The following is a 24,199-nucleotide window of genomic DNA, read 5'->3' on the forward strand; positions in this document are numbered from 1 at the left end:
TATTCATTTTTAAACCGGTTCTATTTTGCTGGATGTATATTAATGTTTTCTTGATCTAATCTTGATGTATCTCTATACTTTAATCTCAAGTCGATTAACTCCTTATGCAATTCTTTAACCACAGTAACATAATTTGGATCCGCATATACGTTCTTCATTTCTCGAGGATCCTTTTTCCGGTCATACAATTCCCATTCATCAATGTCATTATAAAAATGTACCAACTTATATTCTTTCGTTACTATACCATAATGTCTTTTCACCTCATGCTCTGAATGGGGGTATTCATAATAATGATAATAAACTGCTTCTCGCGTCCAATTTGGTACATCTTCTGTTAAAAGCGGTATTAAACTCTCCCCTTGCATATCACTAGGTACTTTAATCTGGGCGGCTTCTAAAAACGTTTGGGCAAAATCCAAATTTTGAACCATTTCATCATTTGTAGTTCCGGCATGTATTTTGTTTGGCCATCTAATTAATAATGGGGTCTTAAAAGACTCTTCATAAATAAATCGCTTATCAAACCAGCCGTGTTCGCCCAAGTAGAATCCTTGGTCCGAAGTATAAACCACTATGGTGTTTTCAGCTAAACCGGTTTCGTCCAAATAATCCAAAACCCTTCCTACATTATCATCTACCGAAGCAATACATCCCAAATAATCTTGCATGTAACGTTGATATTTCCAACGCATCTGTTCTTGATCTGTCATTGAAGACCAACTTCGTTTGAAATTCTCAGTAATAGAATCCAATATTGGCTTATAAACTTCCTCTTGCTCAGCATTTAACCTAGCAAAATCGGCATTTTCAAAATACGCTTTGTTTCTAGGGTCATCATTTATAACCCCCGCTTCATCCAATACATGGGGCAATACTTTGGTATCATAGCTAAACATCAAATCCTTGATGTTCATTTTAGCCGCACTTGCCGCCGTACCCCGATTGCTGTAATCGTCAAATAACGACTCTGGTTCTGGAAATCTTTTTTTGGTAAATTCTTTAAATTTATCCGATCTGGGCCACCATGCACGGTGTGGAGCCTTGTGCAAATACATCATTAAAAAAGGCTTTTCAGGATTTCTCTTTTTATCCAACCAATTAATGGTTAAATCGGTAATAATATCCGTAACATAACCTGTAATAATTGTATCTCCTTTAGGGGTAATGAATTCCGGGTTTATATAATGCCCTTGTCCGGGTAAAACCATATAGTCATCCATTCCTTTGGGCGCATTTCCAAAATGAAGTTTTCCAAACATGGCCGTTTCGTATCCTGCACTTTGAAACAATTGTGGAAACGTAACTTGGGTTGTATCGAACGGTGTTATGTTGTCTATTTTCCCATTAACATGTGAGTGTTTACCTGTAAGTATTGTGGCCCTGGATGGCGCGCATATAGAATTGGTAACACAGGCGTTGGTAAATAGCATGCCCTCTTCGGCAATACGGTCTATGTTTGGTGTCTGTATCAATTTATTGGAATAGGCACTTATGGCCTGATAAGCATGATCATCAGACATTATAAATAGAATATTTGGCCTTTTTTTTGCTTTACCTTCCTTACCCTTTTTATATTGATTGCATCCTAAGACAGAAAAGAAGAGGAGTATTATATATATTTTAAAATTAACCTTTATGTCAATACTTGATATATGTTTTAAATTCATAACAACTTATTTAAAAAATTTACCCGATTCCTTAACGCTTTCTCCCCAAATCTTAATGTTATCAAACATACCCGTATCATCAAAAGACCCAAACCCTATAAACCCTTGATCAAAATGTTTATCTACCGCTTCCATGATAGGCATACTCATGTCATCAAAGAATACCTTAATCATTCCAACTTTTACATCGCGTTCAATTCTGACTTTATGCCAGTTATTTCCCCATGCAACTCCTTTTGATACTTTAGAGGTTATGTTAGTTTGTGGCTCATCATTAACTAGAAAGATGCTATGGGCATGGGGATCTGCAACGGATGAGATGTGTACGTAATAATAATTCGTGGGATCTTTCACGTTAAAGAACAAACAGATATCCCTATGCGGATATTCCCTACTTGTCTGTTTAACATCCACTTCAAGTACAAAACTCCCCACTTTAATTTGAGTTAAAACCCCTATATTGAATGGGGAGCTAACAGGCAATTCATATTTACTCAAGTTAAACAATTCCAGGGACTTATTGTTCAAGGTATCCGACAACCTCCAAGCGGTAGCATCGGTAAACTCGAAACCATGCATGTTTTGTCCATCTTCAAAATTATTTTCGTAAACCAGCGGATAGTCTTGAGCTTGCAACTGTATATTGAAAGTCACCATAGGCACTACCATCAATACAAATAGATTAAGATTTAATTTTATACGTTTCATACTAATTATTAATTTTTATTTTATGAATACCTGTACTTTCCAATGTATAATTTTGGGTGCCTTTTTGTTTATGGTACACTTCAAGGTTCTCCGCTTTTGTGGTTTGTACCGTAATTTCATACCCGCCTTCTGTATTGGAAATATCCAATACATCTGTTGTCATATTTTGTGGTCTCAAAGCAATGTCCTGAAAAACTGTAACCGTTTCTAGAACATCCCGTCTTACGTCTAACGGAAATTTTGTATCTCCGATTCTCAGGTTTGCAGAATGTGAAACCTTTTCACTCCACCAGTCAATATTTAGCAGGTAGATTGTTCTCGTTTCGCCATCGTCCCAATCCCAAGCTGCAAATTCAATATTATCTGCCGCTTCGACCCAACCATTTTGCCATTGGTTCGCTATCGCAGCCTTACCTATATTTTTTAAATCTTGGACGTACTCATTCCTGATCGGCGACTCGGCAGGATATAATTTTTGTGGATAAAAAATTACCTCTCCTTTTCCAACTTTATGTCTATATGGGGATTTCTTGGTTTTATAATCCGATCCTAAAAGTTCAATTAACACCTTATCGTCTTCAGGATATTGGGTTGGACGATTCCTCTTTAACTCAGTATTGATGTGGTTTCCTGTAAGCAATAATGTTTTTCCCTTTTTAACAAATGCAAGCATGCGTTCAAAATCATCTTTCTGATAGCTATTCCATCCCAGAAAAGCTAGCGCCCCATAGTCATCGAGCACCTCCTGAGGTGCTTCAATTGGCAATAAATCCACCAAGCCGTATGGCGTTGCTGTGTAAAATCCCTTAGGACGTCTTGGTTCATCTTTTAATAGGTAAACATGATCCATCACGGAATTTGGGTAAAACGCTTTAAGCAAATCAAAACCCTCCTCTGGCGCTCCAAATTCCCACTCGTCCCCCTTCTGGGACCAAGCATTGCTTCTCATAAAACTTTTCCAGGCATCATTTCTCCCTTGGATTACAGCGATTGGAGCAACGGGACGACCTCTACGCTCATGGGTTTGAATATAGTACAACAAATCGCTTTGCTTCTTTATATGGGCTTTCCCTTCTATGCTAAACCTATCTTCTCCCGACTCCACATTCCACACGCCTTCCTCGGTGTTAATATGGGTAGCACCATGAATATAGGATATGGCGAGGGATAAAAAGAACCTTCTGGTATGATCGGTATCATTGAAAGGGTAATTTGCCCATTGTAATGCCAAATGGGTTCCAAAATCTTTTTTATTGTATGCTTTACAGGCCCCTCTTATAGAGGACATGATTACCTCTTCTGGGCCATACATCTGCTCTGCTCCTACCCACTCATAGCCCGCCTGAAAGAAATATCGAAATAATGTAGACGGCCCTGTATGTCTTGTACTAGATCCTCTCGCTTTACTGAGGTTTTCAACAAAAGTCTTGGCTCCGTCTGCCATGTCTTTTACCCCATAAGGATCATAGTGAACAAAGGTGCTATTATTGGTGTGAATTGGTCGCGCCTTAGCAAATATGCCTCCGTAGGGCCTGAATTTTGCTGCCAAATCGGAATACAATCCCTCGTGTTTAAAATGCTCCCAATAATAAAAACTACCATCATCTTCATGTGCCTGTCTTCCCATATAAAAAGGGCTATCTATAACCTCATCCGATGGGTTGATATTTCTTCCGGGAATGGTTCTTCCCTCGGTCATGAGTGCATACGGCATCTGCAAACCTTGAAGTAAATTAACTGCCCATGAATAAAATTCGGGATCGGCACCCCTGGCACCGCTCCATTGATAGGATGGTCTCCAACAATAGGAATTCCCAATACCTTCACGCATGTGCCATTTTAAGTATTTACCCCATTGCTCTTTTGATCTGGAAATATAAATATCGTCTCCTGTAGAAATATAAACACCATCATCTTTTTTATTAATGATTTGCTTTATTGATTCGACCGCTTCGTTAGTGCCATCGGAAATACGAATCTTTTGATTTAAACTAGCATCACCTGCATTAAAAACCAGCGCATGCAGTCCTGTCTGAACAAATTCTTTTTTGTGCACAACCGGATCTATATGCTTATCCCCTGATATAATAAGTTCCACATGCGGTTTATTGGTTTCTATTAAAATTCCAAATGGGCTATTATTTGAAACAAATTTTGGAATATAAACTACCTCAAAATCACGAGCACTATTTTCGTGTATCTCGATAGTTTTAAGTAGAAATGGGTATTTGGCGGGAAACCTATCCAATAGTTTCATTGACAATTCGTAATCGCCCAATGGCAATTCCGGAAGATTCACATCAAACTCCCCAACCTCCGAAGCTCTGTCAAATATTTTTCCAATAAAAAAAGGTTTTCCATTAATGGCAAATTCAAATTCCGGCCATTCCTTAGAAGATAGGTTTTCCCCTATCCAATTTTCTTGACCCTTAGTATTTGTTTTATAGGGCTGAATAGGGTAGCATCTAAGTACTTCGTCCACAGATTTAAAAGATGGTGTTCCTACCTTGCATTCCCCAGACATATTCAAACTTATAATTTGTACTAAGATGCACGCGATATCTTCAGGTATCTCAAAATCCTTAGTTATGACTTCCCAATCGGATTCACCTTCCGGGACATTAAGTTCCCATACCTGGTCTGCTTCATCAAAAATATCATCTAATGCCCTACCTAATTTCTCCTTATACAATTGAAGTCTTAACTTAAAAAAACCTGTTGTGCCAAAGCCTTTAATCTCTCGTTTTACTGGAAATTGCACCTGAACCTTTTTGCCTTTAAATTTGGTTAATTGGTTTTGGGATAGTCTGTAATAGGCATTCTTCTCAAAAGATTCATTTTTTCCTGCAAATATCAGAGCGTAATCATCTTTTGAATATGTATCTTCTTGACTCAAATAATCGTCGATATGGTAACAATGGTTCCTGAATGTTACCTCACTTCTGGGGTTAAATATTTCGGGAAGTATGGATGCGCCTGTAACCCTCATCCGTCGCTTTACTTTATGCTCATTAACAGGTAAATTGAATATAACATTTAACTTATCTCCTGGATTCAATACATAACCAGTTGTATCAAATACAACGCTGCGGCACTCCTTATACTGACTCTGAATTGTTGTTTTTTTTGCACAGGAAGTTACCAGAAATACTAGTAGGTAAGCAAATATTGCAGTAATCTTAATAGTTCGTTTCATAAATAATCCATAGCTCATTTTGTATCTATTTATATGGTATTTTAAGACCGCCCATTCTTTTAATGCCTGTCTTCTAAAATATTCTTATTGCAAATCATGGCCTTTATAATAAATCTAACTACTCCGTTTTCTTTTCAACAAAAGCTCTAGGTGCATAACGGATTCCCTTTTGTCCCCAACGCTGTTCCAGTCCTTTTAGGGCCACTTTAAAATTGTTATAATTCTTGTGTTTTAGTTCTGTCCACCCTACCTCAGCATAGGCGGCAATTCTAGGAAATATCTGATAGTGCATTTGTCCAATGGTGGGAGTCCATTCTGTCCACATCTGGCAACCAGTACCTATTACTTGAGGATGGTATGCTTTATCAAGCCCTTTTGGAATGGGGTCAAAGGCGTATGCCCTTGCTAAGTCTATGTTGTCATAAGCATAATCGAGATACGTTTCTGAATGTAATGAATTAACAATTTCAAATCCATCACTTACTGCTTTTGTAGCCAAAGCTATATCTCCTTTCCAAAAATGCACCACAGTTCCTGGCGCAAGTTCTTGATTAGATTTGGTATCTTCTTCATCTTGATAATCATGAATATTATCTCCCAATATGTCATTCCATCCCATCATTCTTCTACCCTTACTTTTTAAATATTGGGATATGCTGTTTGTAAAATGAATTTGTAGTTCTGCTGGTGTCTGTAGTCCTCTTTCATCCATATATTTTGCTACAGACCTGGATGATTTCCAATAAGAGTATTCCACTTCATCTCCTCCAATGTGAATAACCTGAGAAGGAAATAATGCCATCACTTCGTCGAGAACATCTGTAAGAAATTGATATACCCTTGAATTGCTTACATCATATACATCTGTACCGGCTCCAATTCCAAATCTAACCGGTACATTCGTTTCTTTTTTGGTGGTTCCCAACCAGCTATACGAAGCTATCGCGGCACTGGAGTGTCCTGGCATTTCAATTTCTGGTACTACTGTTATATGCCTCTCGGCCGCATATTGGACTATTTCTTTAATTTGTTCCTGCGTATAAAAACCTTTATGAGCTTCTCCTGTTTGAATGGGGCTATTCCATTTTAATGGGCCAACTTGGGTACTACTGCGTTCTGCCCCTATTTCTGTAAGGAGCGGGTATTTTTTGATTTCTATTCTCCACCCCTGATCATCCACCAAATGCCAATGAAACACATTCATTTTCAAATAGGCCATTTCACCCAATAACTTTTTTACCTGATCCATCCCCTTAAAATGGCGGGATTCGTCAAGCATAAATGCGCGCCATGGAAACCTCGGTGTATCCTGGATTATGAGACTAGGAACCGTTAATGAAGAAACATCGTCAATTGGATTTGTACCGTTAGATAATAATTGTATCAAACTTTGAACACCATAAAACCAACCTGTTCCATTTGATGCCCAGATTTGAATGTTGTTTTTGGAAACAATAAGCTTATAGCCTTCCTTCGAAAGGTCTTTTATGTATTTGAATTGAATACCATTGGCTTTAGGTTTCTTTGTTTCTACCAACTCTAGTGAACCTCCCAATAATTCTTTAAATTGCTTTTGCAAATACAACGCTGATTTTTTACTTTCAGGCACATAGTTGATTTTGACCTGACGGTTAAGCACAAATGAATCCACCCCTATGGTTATCTTTTGGGGACGTGGAATAATGTTAATGCCTTGTGCCTTCACATTTGTAATGTTCAATAAATAGGCAGATAGCACGATAAGTAAAAGTCTCATAGTTCTTCGTCTTATTTATAGATTGAATTTTACTGCTTCATAATCATAGATTACTAAATTTTTATTTTATGAATACCGGCATTTTCCAATTCATAATTTTGGATGCCTTTTTGCTTGTGGTATACGCTAAGAACGTCTTTTTCCGTTGTCTGTATTGTAATTTCGTATCCCTGTTCTGTTTTAGAGATATCCAAAATACCGGTAGTCATGCTTTCTGGCATAACAGCTACCTCCTGAAAAATGGTTACTGTTTCTAATACATCGCGCCTTATACTATTTAATGGAAACTTGGTATCCCCTATAATAAGGCTAGCCGGGTGCGATGTTTGAGCACTCCACCAATCTATATTCAATAAGTAAATCGTTCTTATGTTAGTAGCTTCATCATGCCATACTGCAAATTCTATGTTCTCTGCCGCTTCAATCCAACCTTTTTCCAGTTGGTTGTTTACAACCTTTTCTCCTATTTCCTTCATATCCTGCTCATACTGATTTCTGATCGGTGATTCGGCTGGATATAACTTTTGGGGATAGAATATCACTTCTCCCTTTCCTACGCGGTTTCGGTATGGCTTCTTTTTATTTTTGTAATCTGGCCCTAATAATTCAAACAATACCCCATCTTTTTTGGGATATTGAGTTGGGCGATTAGGCATTAACTCGGTATTTATATGGTTTCCTGTAAGGAGTAAGGTCTTACCCTTCTTTACATAGGAAAGCAGTTTCTCAAAATCGGCTTCTTGATAGGTATTCCAACCCAAAAAGATTATAGCCTCATAATCATCAAGTACATCTTGAGGGGCTTCTATCGGCAACAAATCCACTAATCCGTATGGTGTAGCGGTATACCACCCTTTTTGTGTTCTGGGTTCATGCTTAAGCATTTGTATATAATCAAGGACGGAATTGGGGTAGTACGTCTTGATTAAATCATAACTATCATCTGCTGCTCCCATGGCCCATTCATCGCCTTGTTGAGACCAAACTGTCCCTGTTTTGTTTATGCATCTCCAGCTATCATTTCTTCCCTGGATAATGGCAATAGGAGCCACCAGATTTCCTCTACGTTCATGTGTTTGAATGTAATGTAATAAATTTCTTTGGCGTTTAATATGCGCTTTCCCTTCGGGACTATACCGATCTGTTCCTGCTTCAATATTCCAAAGACCATCCTCGGTATTAATATGTGTAGCACCGTGAATGTAAGAAACAGCTAAGGACAAAAACAATCTGGTGGCATGTTCTGTTTTATTGAAGGGTTCTGTACCCCATTGTGTCGCTAAATGTGTACCAAAATCCTTTTTACCATAGGCTTTGGAAGCTCCTCTAAGTGATGACATGGTCACTTCTTCTGCACTATACATTTGTTCTGCCCCTACCCAATCGTAGCCTGCCTGCAGGAAATAGCGAAACAGCGTAGAAGGGCCGGTATGCCTTATGCTTGGCCCCCTAGCCTTACTTAAGTTATTCACAAATGTTTTAGCTCCGTCTGCCATATCTTTTACACCGTAGGGATCAAAAAAGACATGAGGACCGCCCTCTGTATAAATGAGCCTTGACTTGGCAAAAATCCCTCCGTAGGGTCTAAATTTGGCAGCTAAATCGGAATAAAGCCCCTCATATTTAAAGTGCAACCAATAATTGAAACAACCATCATCTTCGTGTGATTGTTTACCCATAAAAAGTGGGCTATCCATAATCTCAGCGGACGGGTTGATGTTACGCCCGGAAATAGTTCTCCCTTCCGTCATTAGCGAGTAAGGCATCTTTAAATCCTTTAGCAAGCCTAAGGCCCAATTATAGAACTCTGGATCCGCATCCCTTGCTCCACTCCATTGATAGGAAGGCCTCCAGCAATATGAATTTCCAACGCCTTCACGCATGTACCATTTAAGATATTTGGCAAATTGTTCTTTATTCCTCCCAATATAGATATCGTCTCCATTGGAAATAAAAACACCATCATCATCCCTTTTTAGAATTTGCCTTATATTACCAACAACTTCATTTGCACCATCCGAAACACGGATTTTTTGATTGGTTATAGGAGCTCCTGCTTCAAAAACTAAGGAATATAAACCTGTCTCCTCAAAGGCTTTTTTATTTTCCAAAGGAACAATCTGCTCGTCACCGGATATCCTTAATTGAACTCCTGGTTTATTTATTTCGATGAGAATTGCAAACTCTTTATCGGAACTGACCATATTGGGGACATAGACCACTTCAAAATCCCGGGCACTATTTTCATGAACCTCTATAGTCTTCACTAAAAATGACAATCTCGCTGGAACACCGCGATCAATGAGCTTCATAGACAACTCATGATCTCCTGCCGATAACTCAGGTAGATTAACATCAAACTCACTAATTCCTGAAGCCCTATCAAATACTTTGCCTGTATAAAAAGGTTGACCATCTACAGAGAATTCGAATTCAGGCCATTCTTTTGTGGATAAATTTTCGCCTATCCAATCATCCTGATTCCCAACAAAGGGTTGAAGGGGATTCAGAACTAAACTTTTATCTTTTCCTTTGAACTTGGGTGTGCCTACTTTACACATCCCTGACATGTTAAAACTGGTAATTTGAACCAGAATACAGGCAATATCATTAGGAATTTCAAATGCTTTTGACAACACATGCCAATCTGAATTTCCAACGGGCACATTGAGTTCCCATATATCGTCCGCATCGTCAAATATATCATCTACATGTTGGCCTTCTTTTTTCTTATATAGCTGTAATCTTAACTTGAAGTACCCATCTTTCCCAAAACTTTCAATACTGGGCTTAACCGGAAACTGAATCTGCATTTTGCTCCCAATAAATCTCGCTAAACGATCCTCTTCTAATTTGTAGTAAGCATTTTTTTCAAAGGGTTCATTAGTGCCTTCAAATACTAAGGCGTAAGCTTCATTATAGCCATCATTTGCATCCAAATAGTCATCTATTAGGTAATGATGCTCACGGAAGGAAACTTCGTCTTTCTTTCCGAACCTCTCGGGCAATACGGATGACCCTTTGACCCTAATGCTTCTTTTCATCTTATGGTCAGGAGGAGATAAACTAAAGCTTGTTTGTATGCTCTCTCCTGGGTTTAGCACACGTCCGGTAGGATCATACAGGCCTGGTTGTACTTTCCTCATAGTATCATATACAACCGTACGATGTTCTGTGTATTGGCTTTGGAGGCTCTGGCTGTTTTCTTTGCAGGAAATTAGTAGGACCAATAACAACCCTATAAATACTATTTTGCATAGGTTTCTACCTATTATAAATCTATAATATTGCTTTATCATGTTTAAATTGTTTTTCAGGATTCTATAGACCTAGACTTGTTATGGCCGAATCACCAAATGAATAATTGTAAGCTCTCCAGTATTTTTGTTCTCCACCACCGTTGTATTTCCAAACCACTTCATTTTGAGGGGTCACCTCCCAAAACCCAAAATCGCCTTCACATATCAATGTATTTCCGTTATCCAATCGAACTGCACCTGAAATAATGGCCACGTACATATCAGGATCCGTAAAACTCCAAACGACTTCCGGTTCGTTGTTTTGATTTGTCTGTAAGTTGAAGTTGGATGGCATTTTTAATTCATAAACCGTAGATTGGTTTGCATTAGTACCATTCATAAAGACCAATACATTACCTGAACCGGGTTCATTACCTTCTAACAGGTTAGGAAAATGAACCTTGTAGAACATTCGATCTCCTTGAGTATTATTATATGCCCCAGGGTTACCAAACCTGTAAATCAAGTCACCTCCTTTACCATAATTGCCACCGGCATGAGAGGCCGCTTCTGCCTTGGTTGTACTATGATCAATAACCCATACTTCTCCATAGAAATTAACGCTAAGATAAATTACATCCTTAACGGCATCATAGTCAATCCCATTGGCATGCATAATATCACCATCATCACCAACCAAATCATTATTATTAAAGACATAGCTATGATCTATCAATTGGGGGTTTTCATCTATTTGCCCATAATTAGGCAAATTAGGATCTACATCTTGAACAAGATGATCTATACTATGCCATTCCCATTCAATTTGATTGGTACTGGGATTAACTTCAATCAAGGCTTCGGTATACAAATCGGTTATAACATTAATTCCCAATGCCTGCGCTTCAGAAGCTGCCACTCTTTCCCATACAATAAAAAGCACATTTCCGTTTGGCAACATTTCAACATCATGGTGGGCAATATAGTCTGACGAACTATATTCAAATTCCCAATCTATGGTACCATCAATGTTGACAATCTTTATTTTTCCCCCAAAACCTCCAAAGGTAATTTGAGGAATATCTGCTTTGAACATTCCCAGTAACCGTCCATCTGGTAACAACTCCAAATCGTTACCTAAATTATCGTCGAGAACCCATTCGTAAAGTTCGTTTCCTTTCTTGTCCAATAACTTGGCTTCTGTGCCTCCATTATAGATTGCAAAAACCAAACTATTATCTATTTTGTCTGCTACATATACCTCAACTTCATCTGTTAATACTAGAGGTTCTTCATTAGAAGCATTCGTATTGGATTCACAGGAAACCAATGAGACTAAAAAAAGAATTTGCAGGTATTTAAAACATTTCATCTTTTCCATAAATTATTATTCTACTTTTATTTTATGAATTCCTGCATGCCCAAGTTCATAAGATTGTGTTCCATTTTTGGCATGATACGTTTTAATGGTATCTTTCCCAGTAGTCTGTATCGTAACGTCGTAACCTGTCTCTGTTTTTGAAATATTCAGTACATCTGTGGTCATATTCTGAGGTATTACGGCCATATCTTGAGAAATGATAACCGTCTCAATAACATCGCGTCTTACATCGATTGGGAATTTTGCATCTCCTATTCTAAGTGTTGCAGGATGCGCAATGTTTTCTGTCCACCAGTCAATATTCAACACATAGATTGTTCTGGTTTTAGAATCTTCCCAATCCCAAGCCGCGAACCCAATATTTTCAGCAGATTCAATCCAACCCTTTGGTAATTGATTAACGATTGAGTTTTCACATAACTGTTTTAAATCATTATTGTAGCTATCCTTAATAGGTGCTTCTGCCGGATATAACTTTTGTGGGTAAAAAATCACTTCTCCCTTACCTACGTTTCGTCTGTAAGCTGCTTTTTTGTTTTTATAATCCTTTCCTAATAATTCTACTAATACCTTGTCATCCTGAGGATATTTTGTCGGTTTATCTCGTCTCAATTCGGTATTGGCATGATTACCGGTTAGCAATAAAGTTCCTCCTTTTTTAACAAAGGCCAACAATTGTTCAAACTCTTTCTCATCAAAGGTATTCCAACCTAAAAAGGCAATAGACTCGTAACTATCCAACACATTTTGAGGGGCTTCTATAGGCAATAAATCGACCAAACCATAAGGTGTTGCCGTATAATAACCTTTTGGCAGCCTTGGCTCATGAGCACGTAAAGTAATCTCTCCCAATTCTGAATTGGGGTAGAAGGTCTTAATCATATCAAAACTAGCTTCTGGTGCGCCATACTTCCATTGATCACTATTCTTTTGCCCCCAAGTATTGGATTGATGCCTAAAATCAAAACTTTTCCAACCGTCATTTCTTCCTTGCAACACGCCAACCGAAGCTACGGGAGTTCCTCTACGCTCATGCGTTAGTATATAATCCAATAAGTCCTTTTGCGCTTTCATATGTGCTTTCCCCGCATCGGTATACCTGTCAATACCTTCTTCCATATTCCAAACTCCTTCTTCGGTATTGATGTTCGTTGCGCCATGGATATAAGAGATGGCCAAAGACAAGAAAAAACGTCTTGCATGGTCTGTTGCGTTGAAAGGTTGGCTTCCCCATTGTGTTGCTAAATGGGTGCCAAAATCATTGGTTCCATAAGCCTTACTAGCGCCTCTTAATGACGACATAATCAATTCTTCAGGACCATACATTTGTTCTGCTCCTACCCATTCGTAACCCGCTTGAAAGAAATAGCGAAACATGGTTGATGGTCCCGTATGTCTAGTATTTTGGCCTCTTGATTCTCTTAAGTTATTTACAAACTGTTGTGCGCCTTCTTCCATATTATTGGCCCCATAGAAATCGTAGTAGATACAAGGCACTTCCAGTTCCGGTCTTTTAATTGGCCTTGCTTTGGCAAAAATACCACCGTATGGTCTAAATTTAGCTGCTAAATCTGAGTACAATCCCTCCCAAACAAATTGATCCCAATAATAGAAACTACCATCATCTTCATGCGATTGTCTTCCCAAGAAAAAAGAACTATCCATAACTTCCATTGAGGGGTTGACATTTTTTCCCGCAATGGTTCTACCTTCCATCATCAGCGGATAAGGCATTTGCAGGTCTTGCAATATGCCTGTTGCCCATTTATAAAATTCTGGATCGGCATCTCTCGCGCCACTCCATTGGTGCGAGGGTCTCCAACAATATAAATTCCCCATACCTTCTCGCATATGCCATTTAAGGTACTTACTCCATTGCTCTTTGGTCCTACCGATATAAATATCGTCCCCAGTGGAGAGATAAACCCCGTCTTTTTTCTTACTTACAATTTGGCCTACAGCACTAACGACTTCATTGGTGCCATTTGAAATACTGATAATTTGGTTAAGACTTGAATCTCCTGCCTCGAAAACCAATGCATGTAAACCTGTTTCTACAAAGATCTTCTCTTCTAAAACCGGGGTAATTTGTTTGTCTCCTGAAATAGATAACTCAATATCCTGTTTATTGACCTCAATTAAAATTCCGAATTTTTCGTTTTTAACAACATACTCCGGCACATAAACCACTTCAAAATCCCTAGCACTGTTTTTGTGTACTTCTATGGCTTTTAACATAAAAGGAAAGCTAGCGGGTATTTCCCTATCCAATAAATGTACCGATAATTTATATTCACCTGCAGGTAATTCTTCTGGCAAATTGATATCGAACTCCCCTACTTCTGAAGCTCTATCAAATACTTTTCCTGTATAAAATGGTTTTCCGTTAAGAGCAAACTCAAACTCTGGCCATTCCTTGGACGATAGATTGGCCCCTATCCAATTATCGTGATCCTTATCTTTTACGTAGGGCTGGAATTTATAAAAATCCAATCCACCATGTTTTCCTTCAAACCAAGGCGCTCCAACTTTGCAAGTACCTGACATATCCAGACTAACAATCTCAACCAAAATACAAGCAATATCTTCCGGCACTACAAAATCTTTAGATAAAACTTCCCAATCTGATGTTTCCGCGGGCACTTCCAGTTCCCAAATGTCATCTGCATCATCAAAAATATCGTCTAAAGCTCTCCCCTGTTTCTTTTTGTATAGCTGTAGCCTTAACTTTAAAAAGCCCTTAGAACCAAATCCTTTAATGGCCCTTTTAACCGGAAAGTTAACCTGTACTTTTTTTCCCTTAAATGGTTTTAATTTATCATAGGTCAATCTATAATATGCGTTCTTTTCGAATGCTTCATTTTCTCCTAGGTAAACCAATGAATAAGAATCATCCTTATAGGTGTCCTGTCCATCTAAATAGTCATCTACCAATTGGCAATATTCCCTAAATCTATTTTCTCCTCGCCTTCCAAACTGTTTTGGCAATACGGTAAATCCTGTGACTCTAATATTTCTTTTCATTTTATGCTCTTGTTGAGCAAGATTCACTTTAGTTACCAAGGTATCTCCGGGACTTAACTCATAGCCTTCTTCTACATTAAATATAACATGGCGATGTTCTATATATTCACTCTGTTTAGCCAATTGTCCTTTACCACAGGAAGCCATTAAAAACAATACGATGGTTGGTAAAACCATTGTTACCAATTTTAACTTTCTAATCATGTTCTTTTGATTGTTCACTGTTTTACTATTTTGCGGTTTTAACCGTTCTATTACGTCCATTGAATACTTGTTATTTATTTTCTTTTAAAACTTGTTGAAATTCTTTTGCCAATTTGTTATAACCTTCAGCATTTGGATGTAGGCCATCGGTAAATAATGAGGTATCGGCCTTTCCTTTTCCAGATAATAAAGTGCCTCCAATATCCTTATAGACCACCCCTGATTTATCAGCCAATTGACTTATTTTTCTATTCAGAGATAGAATGCGTTCTTCTTTTCCCACAGTGGGTAAAAGCCCCATTAATATGATATCACTATTAGGTTGCCTCTGCTTAATAGCCTCAAGTAACAGTTCAAGACCATCAGTAATCTCTACATCATCATCAACACCTAAATTGTTTACCCCAATCATTAATATTATTTTTTCTGCCTGGAACCCTTCCAATTCGTCATGATATACTCGCCAGAGCACATTTTCAATGCGATCCCAACCAAAGCCAAAGTTCCTTATGCCTAAGGGATTCATTACTTGATTCCAGGAATCGGTACCATTAGAAGTGGCAATAGAGGGTTTGCCTCCCCAGAAATTAATAATGGAATCACCAAACAAGCAGATTTTTGGTGGATTCGTGTTGTTCAACTCTAAGATGTCTTCATGCCTTTCCTCCCATTTATAGGTTGCTATATCCCTACTTTGCGTTTTGGGTATGGTAGTGGTTATAAGTCCAACCGGCTCATGTAATATTTCCCTAATCAATTTTTCATATACATTTGCATATTGCATCATGCCATAATCATTGGGATGACCGTAATCGGCATAAGAATCGATACTAAAACCAAACTGTTTATTTTGGATATGATATAGGTTTGAAACGCCCTCGGATTTTAAAGCTTCAAAAGCCCGTTTAAGTTCTTTGTCTAGAATTTGTGAATGCCTCTTATTCTTAGCATTTATCTGGCCATCAGAAAACCCTTGATGTGCTGTTATTATAATTGGTACAGATTTTCTTTTTTTCCTTATTTTTTTAACGGCACGCAATACCAGATTATAAACATCATCTTTATTAGGACTTAAATTGGGGAGACAATCAAGAATGTATAATTTGGCATCTATTTCTGTCATAAGATCTATAATCTCAGGTTCCAGCCTACCATTACCGGAAAATCCTAAATTGATTAATGGTCTTTCCAACTTTCTACCTAGAATATTAGCCCAAGACATACCTGATCGCGAAGCATTAGCCCCTTGACATATGGACGTACCATAAGCAACAATGGGCTTTTCTTTTCTTACCGGCAATGGATCTAAAAAATAGTGTTGTCGAATACCTATTTCCAGCCATTCCACCTGATTAAAAAGTGGCAGATATAGCTGGTATTCCTTTCCATAGTCTTTGTATAATTGGGATGTATCATCAATTTTAAAGACACAATTGGTAATAGAATCAAAATTGGATTCTCCCCATGCACGCATCCATTCCCCATCATACGACTTACTATATAAATCCAAGCCACTCACACCTAAGGCGGAAATATTTTTATAATGAATCTCGGTTTTCACCTTGTATTTTACATGGATTCGTTCTGCATTGGTCCAAAACCTAATGGACAACCCTGCTGGTTGTCTAGATAAACCCCAAACTGCCTTTCTTACAGTTTTCTCGGCCCTTTCCGGTAGTCTATCAAAGTATGACTTGACCTCATTGGGCCATGCTTGCCCCTCTACTACAAACAACATGTGGTCCTCCGGATTCCACCATTTCAATGTTTCTTCCTGAGCAAAGCCCATTTGGACAAGAAAACATGCAAGCACTATTTTTTTTAAACTATCCATTTTATTAATTTATAGAGACATTTATTTATTGAGTATTAAAAGTCCACCATCTTTCTACACAGTCTACTGTCTTCTGCTTTAAAACACATCACATGACTTTCTACTGACACATCTATATTAGAGGTTAAAAGGGATACGTCTTGATTTGATACGGCATTTAACCAATCTCTTACCAACAACAAATCACCACCACCATGGGCATCGTATATGCCTCCACGATCTCTTTCTACTTTCCTTTTTAATATTTCACCTGTTTGAAAATCAGTATAGGTATATGTTTCCATATCACCTACTATGTCCCCCATGGAGCCCATAATTCTAGTACGTCTACCATGGTAAGAGGTAAAGGCCTCCATTGAAAAGTTGGCCGTGATTCCGGTTTTAAACCTCATGGACGTTACATAATGATCGGGTTGGTCGTTATCCATTCGGTATACACATCGGCCGTAATCGGTAGTTTTTAATTTTTCCAAGATATAATCCTGATGCTTCGATTTGTCTTTTGGCAAATCAAACACATAGGTATGCTGCCCTTCTCTCATGTAAATCCGTTTTGCGGAATAAGGACATGTTGCTTCAACAGCACAGCCATCGGTACAACGCTTGGTACTTCCTTCGGGTGCATTTTTTTCTTTAAACCATTTTAAATCGCCATATGCTGCTATACTCTCACAAGGCTCGTCTATTAACCATCTCATGATATCCATATCATGACAGGATTTTGCCATAATGATCGGGGTACTTGTTTTTGAATTATGCCAATTTCCCCTCACATAAGAGTGGGACATATGTACACGCTCAATAGGTTCGAAGTGATCCACACTTACCAATTCCCCTACAGCTCCCTTGGCAATCATTTCTTTTAACTCAATGAAGTAAGGTGCATAACGCAATACGTGACATACAGCAACGATTCTTCCTTTTTCATTGGCCAGTTTCTGAATATCCAAACATTCCTGTAATGTGGGTGCAATGGGTTTCTCCAATAGAACATCGTAACCCATTTCCAAGGCTTTCATACATGGTGCATAGTGCAACTGATCTGGTGTTGCTATAATAACGGCATCGGCAAATTTTGGACGTTCAAAGACCTGTTCCCAGGTTTCAAATCTGTTTTCGTCCGAAATATCGTGCCGTTTTGCATAGCGGCTGTTTCTTTCTTTTACAGGTTCAGCTACCCCGACAATATCCATCTGATCCGGAAAATGTAATCTATAATCGCTATAGGTATTTCCCCTGTTCCCCGCACCAATCATAATAACCGATACCGGCTTTTTTAAATTAAAGGGTTTTATACTGTGTTTACTTGTTGTCCAATTTGCTTTTTCTAATGATGAAGCTTTCAAAATGTTAGGCAACATGGTTGCACCTGCAGCAAAACCAAGATTTTTTAAGAGTTCTCTTCTATTCATTTTTATTTATTTAAATATTGTATCAGTACTTCCATAACAGAAAGTTGTTTCTTTGTTAATACAAATCAAAATGGATACTGATCTATAGTTTTTAGTTTAGGTCTCTTTTTATATGATTACTATACCCGTTATATTATACCACTATTATATGTAGTCTTCTTTTTTATGATTATTATCCCATAATTTAACCGCTATTCCTGTTTTAAATACTTTATACGGTAGACACTCTTGATTTAAATTAGTGCGAAGCTTAATCATTTTATAACGTGTTAAAATCGCGACTATTTAATTTGATGATACGCTATTAATTCAAAGAATTATGACCTTATATTTAAGAACCCTTACTTATTTTAACCACTTATACTATATCATATTAAGTAATGAACCGGTCCTTATAAGTTTACCTATCTTCAATTGAGGTATTTTCATCATCCTCTATAACTATAACACAAGAATAGAAAGCAACCCTAGCTTTTTGGGTATTTTTTTAATACGAAGACATGATTCTGATAATTACTTATCAAAATTCATATAATCAAGAATAGACAGACTGATATAACCCTAGACCAGAACTACACCATTATTCTTTGATAACCATGTATTTAACAACGATTTATTCTAAAGTAAGTAACTGTAGATTACCCTGATTTTTAGCAAACAGAATACCTTGCTTATTATCTGTTAATTTTAAAAGTGCACTTCGTTTTACATCACCAGAAATACAAATAGCACTTTTAAACATTTCTACAGCTTTAAAGTTCCCACTTCCATCCCCTGTTAGTAATAGTCCATAGCTTGCATCATTTCTTGGGGTTTCTACTTCTGCACCATATAAATTTCCTGCTATTAAAATATCCAAAAAGGAATCCTGGTTGTAATCATCAATTTGTATGGTATTGATAGAGGATAGCTGTGCCTTATTTTCCAACGGGCGTATGTTAAATGTTCCATCTCCCAAATTTTCAATATAAGAGGTTGCAAAATTAGTAGCTTGATAATGCAATGCCTCCTCTAAATTTTCCTGACCATACACATCCGTTAAGGTCGCTTTTCCGAACAAATCATAGCTTTTAAATTTTTCCTTAACAAAAGGCATTTGATTGGAACTGCATTCTCTTCCTCTTAATGGCACCAGGCTCCCACTATCATAATAGCCCAGAACAATATCCAAAGAACCACTATCGTCAAAATCTTTAGCGTAAATTTCAAAGGGTTCTTGAGCTGTTGCTTTATACTTGTAATTGAGTCCCAAATTCCCTGCAATAAAATCCATATCGCCATCGCCATCAAAATCGGCACTTGAAATGCTATTCCACCACCCCACATGCTTTTCCAATCCTGTTTCTTTTTTTAAAGCATATGTTCCGGCATTATTTTCAAATACTGTAATAGCCATCCATTCACCAACGGCCACTATATCTAAATCTGAATCTCCATCAACATCTACCCAATTCACATCGGTTACCATACCCAAGGCTTCCAAATCTGGAGCTATTTTATTGGTAACATTTTCGAATTTAATTTCTCCATTATGGCTATCGTTCCTATATATAACCGAACTTGATGGATATGGGTACTTGCACGGTGTTTGTCGACCTCCAACAAACACATCCAAATCGCCATCGTTATCATAGTCTGCCACTTTAACAACACCTCCGCTAGTTCGCACTTTTGGCAATGATCTCGCTTTAGTAAAAAGACCATTTCCATTATTAATGTATAATCGATCCTCTAAGCCCAAAGCCCCATTATTGTACTCGTTACCACCACTTACAACAAATAAATCCTGATCGCCATCTAAATCTGCATCAAAGAAAAGTGCATCTATATCCTCATACATTTTTTCTTCATGCCATAATGTTTTATTGGTTGAGGATTTTGCAAACGTTCCGTCTTCTTCTTGAACAAATAACGCTCCTGAAAACCCCAAGGCTCCACCTACATAAAAATCGTCCAGTCCATCATTGTTTACATCGCCGGTCGCCACAGCAGGACCAAATTGGGACATTCTGTGGGGTAATAATATTTCACGTTTAAAATCATTAAACGTATTTTCTTTATGTCTATAAGTAATTTTGCGCGCCTTGGTAATATCCTTAAAAATAGGTTTTACAGAATTGATTGCTTCTCCTTTTCTTTCCGCATCTTTATAATGCAGTGCATAAGTTGTATTGGATTTAAGATTAACAAGCTTTTGTTCTTTTCCATCTGGCCAAACAATAGTCAAGGTATCAACAACTGTATTTTCACCAAGTCCAAAGTGAAGCTTTCTGCTTATAGAAGATTGAAAGCCCCTTGTTAAATTTTGTTCTATTACCTGCTGTTGTTTTCCACATTTTATTTGAACACGTGCTCCAACGCCATCGGGGTTCTTATCCGAACCCTTTAATTGGATTTGCAGGTAATTGTTTCCGTCTGAAGTTTGTAATGTGTTATTCCTATAGATAAAAGCAAAATCATCTACATTATTGGTAACCACATCCAAATCGCCATCGTTATCTAAATCTGCATAAGCAGCACCGGTAGAACTGGTTAATACATCTAACCCCCAGTCTGTATTTTGCTTTGTAAATGTTAAATCGCCATTGTTTGTATAAAATAAATTGCTCTTTTTTCTTGTTGGAATACGCTCTATTAAATCTTTTACATAGGTTTCGAATAGTAGTTTTGGGTTATTTGTTTGTTTAAGCTCTTTAAGGTGCTGTTTCGTTCTTTTTTCTTTATATATCCTAAAGTCATTATTCCTGAAGTCTCTCTTAATACCGTTTGAAACAAATAAATCTTTGTAGCCATCATTATCCATGTCAAAAAGTAAGGGGCCCCAACTCCAGTCGGTATTTGATACTCCAGCCAATTGAGCAATATCGGAAAACAAAGGCACATGGTTTTCCGATATCCCATTATTCATTTGAAGGGTATTGAACATGTATTGATGATGTAAGCCATAGTCAACCAGTTGATAAAATTCTGCTGGGTTCATACCGCTCATACTGGTTTTTATTTCATAGCTTGATTCTGACACCATATCTACAGAAATAAAATCCAATAAGCCGTCATTATTAAAATCAGCTATATCATTTCCCATGGAGAAATTAGACATATGCCTTATGGCTTGATGACTTACCTCTTTAAAAGTCCCGTTTTTCTGATTGAGGTACATATGATCTTTCTCAGAATAGTCATGCCCGGTTAATATATCAGGCCAACCATCATTATTTACATCTCCAATGGCTATGCCCAAACCAAAACTTAAAGCATTATTTGTAATACCACATAGCTTACTCACATTCGTAAATTTACCACCATCATTTCGATAAAGTTGTTCGCTTTGATTCTGGGATGCTTCATTTAACAATTTAGGGATTTGCTTAATATTTGTACTGTATAACGGATCTATTCCATGGTTTAATAAAAACATATCCAAATCCCCATCCTTATCATAGTCAAAAAAAGCTGCTTGGGTTGAATTATGAGGTAAGTCCAATTGATATTTCGAAGCCTCCTCACTAAAAACAGGAATACCCTGATTATTTAAACCTTGATTTATATACAGTTCATTTTTACGTTTATTAGGGTCATTAAACCGGCCTGATTTGCAAACATAAATATCCAGTTTCCCGTCATAGTTAATATCAACCATGGTAGCACCCGTAGAAAACCCATATTGCCCCTTAACCGCAGAGATTTGGGTTATGTTTTTAAATTGAAGTCCTCCGGTATTTAAATAAAGTTCATTGCCTTTTAAACTGGAAACAAAAAATATATCTACAAGTCCATCATTATTTACATCCCCAACAGCCACACCACCCCCATTATATAAGTACTCATAGGTAAGTCCATTCATTTGTATACTCTCCTTAATAGGATTTACAAATGAAATTCCCGTTTTGCCAGGCGCAAGAATCGTAAACCTTTTAAAGGTTTTGTTTTCCATCGATTTTGAAACTTCTATTTTTGACTTGGATTTGGAACAGTTCAAAATACCAACTAGCACTGCAAAAAGTATATAAGTGAACTTTTTCATTTTTAAAATTTAAAATAAAAAAAAGAGTTTAGGAATAAAAAACTCTTAACCCTAAACTCTTAATTAAAACTAACTCAATTAAACTAAAACAATCTATTTTTACGATAAATACATAAGAGTTTCAATCTCAGTTTTAACATTACCATCCAGGGTTTTGCGTTGTCACACCGGGTTCTGTTAAATCTATTTGACTTTGAGGAATTGGCCATAGATAATCCTTGCCAGGATCAAATACGCGCTGCGAACTGGCTACAATTGTATTACCTTGCTCATCAACCCCTAGAATATCTTGTGGTACAATATTCTCTGCTATACCCCATCTACGTATACTATAGAAACGATCGCCTTCCAGTGCCAATTCCACGCGACGTTCATTACGAATACGTTCTCGCATTTCAGATTGACTCAATCCTACTGGTAAATCAGGCATCCCTGCCCTGTTTCTAATTCTATTTATGGCATCATATACATCTGAGGAAGGCCCTGATAACTCGTTAGAGGCCTCTGCAAAATTTAATAACACTTCAGCGAAGCGAATCAATATATAATTTTGAGAAACACCTGGAGCTCCAATTGCCCTTACTTCCGGATCAAAGTATTTTACATTATAAAAACCTGTTGCAGTACCACTACCATCAAATGTCTCTCCATCAACCACAGCCCCAGGGTAAGCCACGGTCTTGGATAGTCTAGGGTCCCTCCCGTCATATGGGTTGTTTGAGTCGTAGCCACTAGTAGGATCCGTAATTGGCAAACCTGTAGCCTGCATTTCAAAGGCATCTACTAAATTTTTACTAGGTATGGTACCACCTCCCCATCCCCCTAAAACGGAAGGAAGCGTATACTGTGCTATCCAGTTTGTATAAATAACTTGTAGATGGTGCGCATCAAAAATCACCTCTTCGTTACTTTCGTTACTTAACAAAAATATATCTCCAAAATTAGTTTCCAGATCATATTGCCCATTAGACATCACCTCTTGGGATGCAGCAATTGAAGCAACATAATCCTGTTCAAATAATTGCAATCGTCCTAATAAAGCTGAAGCGGCTCCTTTAGTAATTCTGCCAACATCTTCTCCCGTATAAACAGCTGGTAGAGCAGTACTAACATCCTCTAATTCGCTTATTACAAAATCAATTACTTCTAATCTTGGGCTTCTTCCAATAGTTTTTAATTCTTCAGGTCCTGGAGATGTTAAAATAAAAGGTACATCACCGTATAGAAAAACCAATTCCTGATAAGCATAGGCTCTTAAAAAACGTATTTCATTTTTATAACGTTGCAATAAAGCACTATCCATGGTAAGCGAGCCATTGGCCTCTGCATTTCCAACACCTTCCAAAAAGTCGTTAGCACGACGAATCATGGTATAAAAGTAATTCCACATGTCTACAATGGGTTTGGAAACTGAAGAGTGGGTACCAATAGCCACCCCATCGTAGTCAAAGGCTGGGCCTATAAAACTTTGTTTCCACATGTCATCTGTCCAAAGGCTTTGTCCTATAATTTGATATCTCTGAAAGGAGTTAACATCAGTAAGCATTTCATAAACTCCAGCAACACCAAGTTTAACGTCTGCTTCCGAGCCGTAAAATGTTTCAGCATTTACTGTATCATCAAGAGTGACATCAAGAAAATCTTCACTACAAGATGTCATCAGCATTGCAAAAATCATCGCAAGGCCGAAAAATTTATTCTTTAATTTTATATTTTTCATATTCTAAAATCTTAATTACATTAATTTAAAA

General features: G+C 37.6%; 11 protein-coding genes. All 11 read right to left on the reverse strand.

Going from position 1 to position 24,199, the window contains the following annotated elements:
• Positions 1 to 20: 20 nt before the first annotated feature.
• A complete protein-coding gene (locus Q0983_RS21080) occupies positions 21 to 1,670 on the reverse strand; it encodes a sulfatase (RefSeq protein WP_299557341.1) in 1,650 nt (549 codons plus the stop codon).
• A gap of 6 nt (positions 1,671 to 1,676) precedes the next feature.
• Positions 1,677 to 2,378 carry a hypothetical protein gene (locus tag Q0983_RS21085; protein ID WP_299557343.1) on the reverse strand — a complete coding sequence of 234 codons (702 nt, stop codon included), beginning with the start codon at positions 2,376 to 2,378 and terminating at the stop codon, positions 1,677 to 1,679.
• Between the two features lies 1 nt (position 2,379).
• Complete coding sequence (locus Q0983_RS21090; protein WP_299557345.1) at positions 2,380 to 5,592, reverse strand: hypothetical protein; 3,213 nt, start codon at positions 5,590 to 5,592, stop codon at positions 2,380 to 2,382.
• A gap of 100 nt (positions 5,593 to 5,692) precedes the next feature.
• On the reverse strand, positions 5,693 to 7,330 hold the full coding sequence (locus tag Q0983_RS21095) for a beta-N-acetylhexosaminidase (RefSeq protein ID WP_299557346.1): 1,638 nt from the start codon (positions 7,328 to 7,330) through the stop codon (positions 5,693 to 5,695).
• Between the two features lie 53 nt (positions 7,331 to 7,383).
• The gene (locus Q0983_RS21100; RefSeq protein ID WP_299557348.1) at positions 7,384 to 10,629 is read right to left on the reverse strand and encodes a hypothetical protein; all 3,246 of its coding nucleotides are present in this window, start codon (positions 10,627 to 10,629) and stop codon (positions 7,384 to 7,386) included.
• 22 nt (positions 10,630 to 10,651) lie between these two features.
• Positions 10,652 to 11,950, reverse strand: a complete 1,299-nt coding sequence (locus Q0983_RS21105; RefSeq protein WP_299557350.1) for an aryl-sulfate sulfotransferase — start codon at positions 11,948 to 11,950, stop codon at positions 10,652 to 10,654.
• A gap of 6 nt (positions 11,951 to 11,956) precedes the next feature.
• Entirely contained in the window at positions 11,957 to 15,238 is a 3,282-nt protein-coding gene (locus Q0983_RS21110; protein ID WP_299557352.1) for a hypothetical protein, read from the reverse strand.
• Positions 15,239 to 15,248: 10 nt separating this feature from the next.
• On the reverse strand, positions 15,249 to 17,012 hold the full coding sequence (locus Q0983_RS21115) for an SGNH/GDSL hydrolase family protein (RefSeq protein ID WP_299557354.1): 1,764 nt from the start codon (positions 17,010 to 17,012) through the stop codon (positions 15,249 to 15,251).
• Positions 17,013 to 17,047: 35 nt separating this feature from the next.
• The gene (locus Q0983_RS21120) at positions 17,048 to 18,424 is read right to left on the reverse strand and encodes a Gfo/Idh/MocA family oxidoreductase (protein WP_299557357.1); all 1,377 of its coding nucleotides are present in this window, start codon (positions 18,422 to 18,424) and stop codon (positions 17,048 to 17,050) included.
• A gap of 613 nt (positions 18,425 to 19,037) precedes the next feature.
• On the reverse strand, positions 19,038 to 22,448 hold the full coding sequence (locus tag Q0983_RS21125; RefSeq protein WP_299557360.1) for an FG-GAP-like repeat-containing protein: 3,411 nt from the start codon (positions 22,446 to 22,448) through the stop codon (positions 19,038 to 19,040).
• A gap of 139 nt (positions 22,449 to 22,587) precedes the next feature.
• Positions 22,588 to 24,168 (reverse strand): RagB/SusD family nutrient uptake outer membrane protein, encoded by a 1,581-nt coding sequence (locus tag Q0983_RS21130; protein ID WP_299557364.1) that lies wholly within the window; start codon positions 24,166 to 24,168, stop codon positions 22,588 to 22,590.
• Positions 24,169 to 24,199: the final 31 nt, after the last annotated feature.

The organism is Seonamhaeicola sp. (assembly GCF_028281565.1).
Taxonomy (GTDB): Bacteria; Bacteroidota; Bacteroidia; order Flavobacteriales; family Flavobacteriaceae; genus Seonamhaeicola.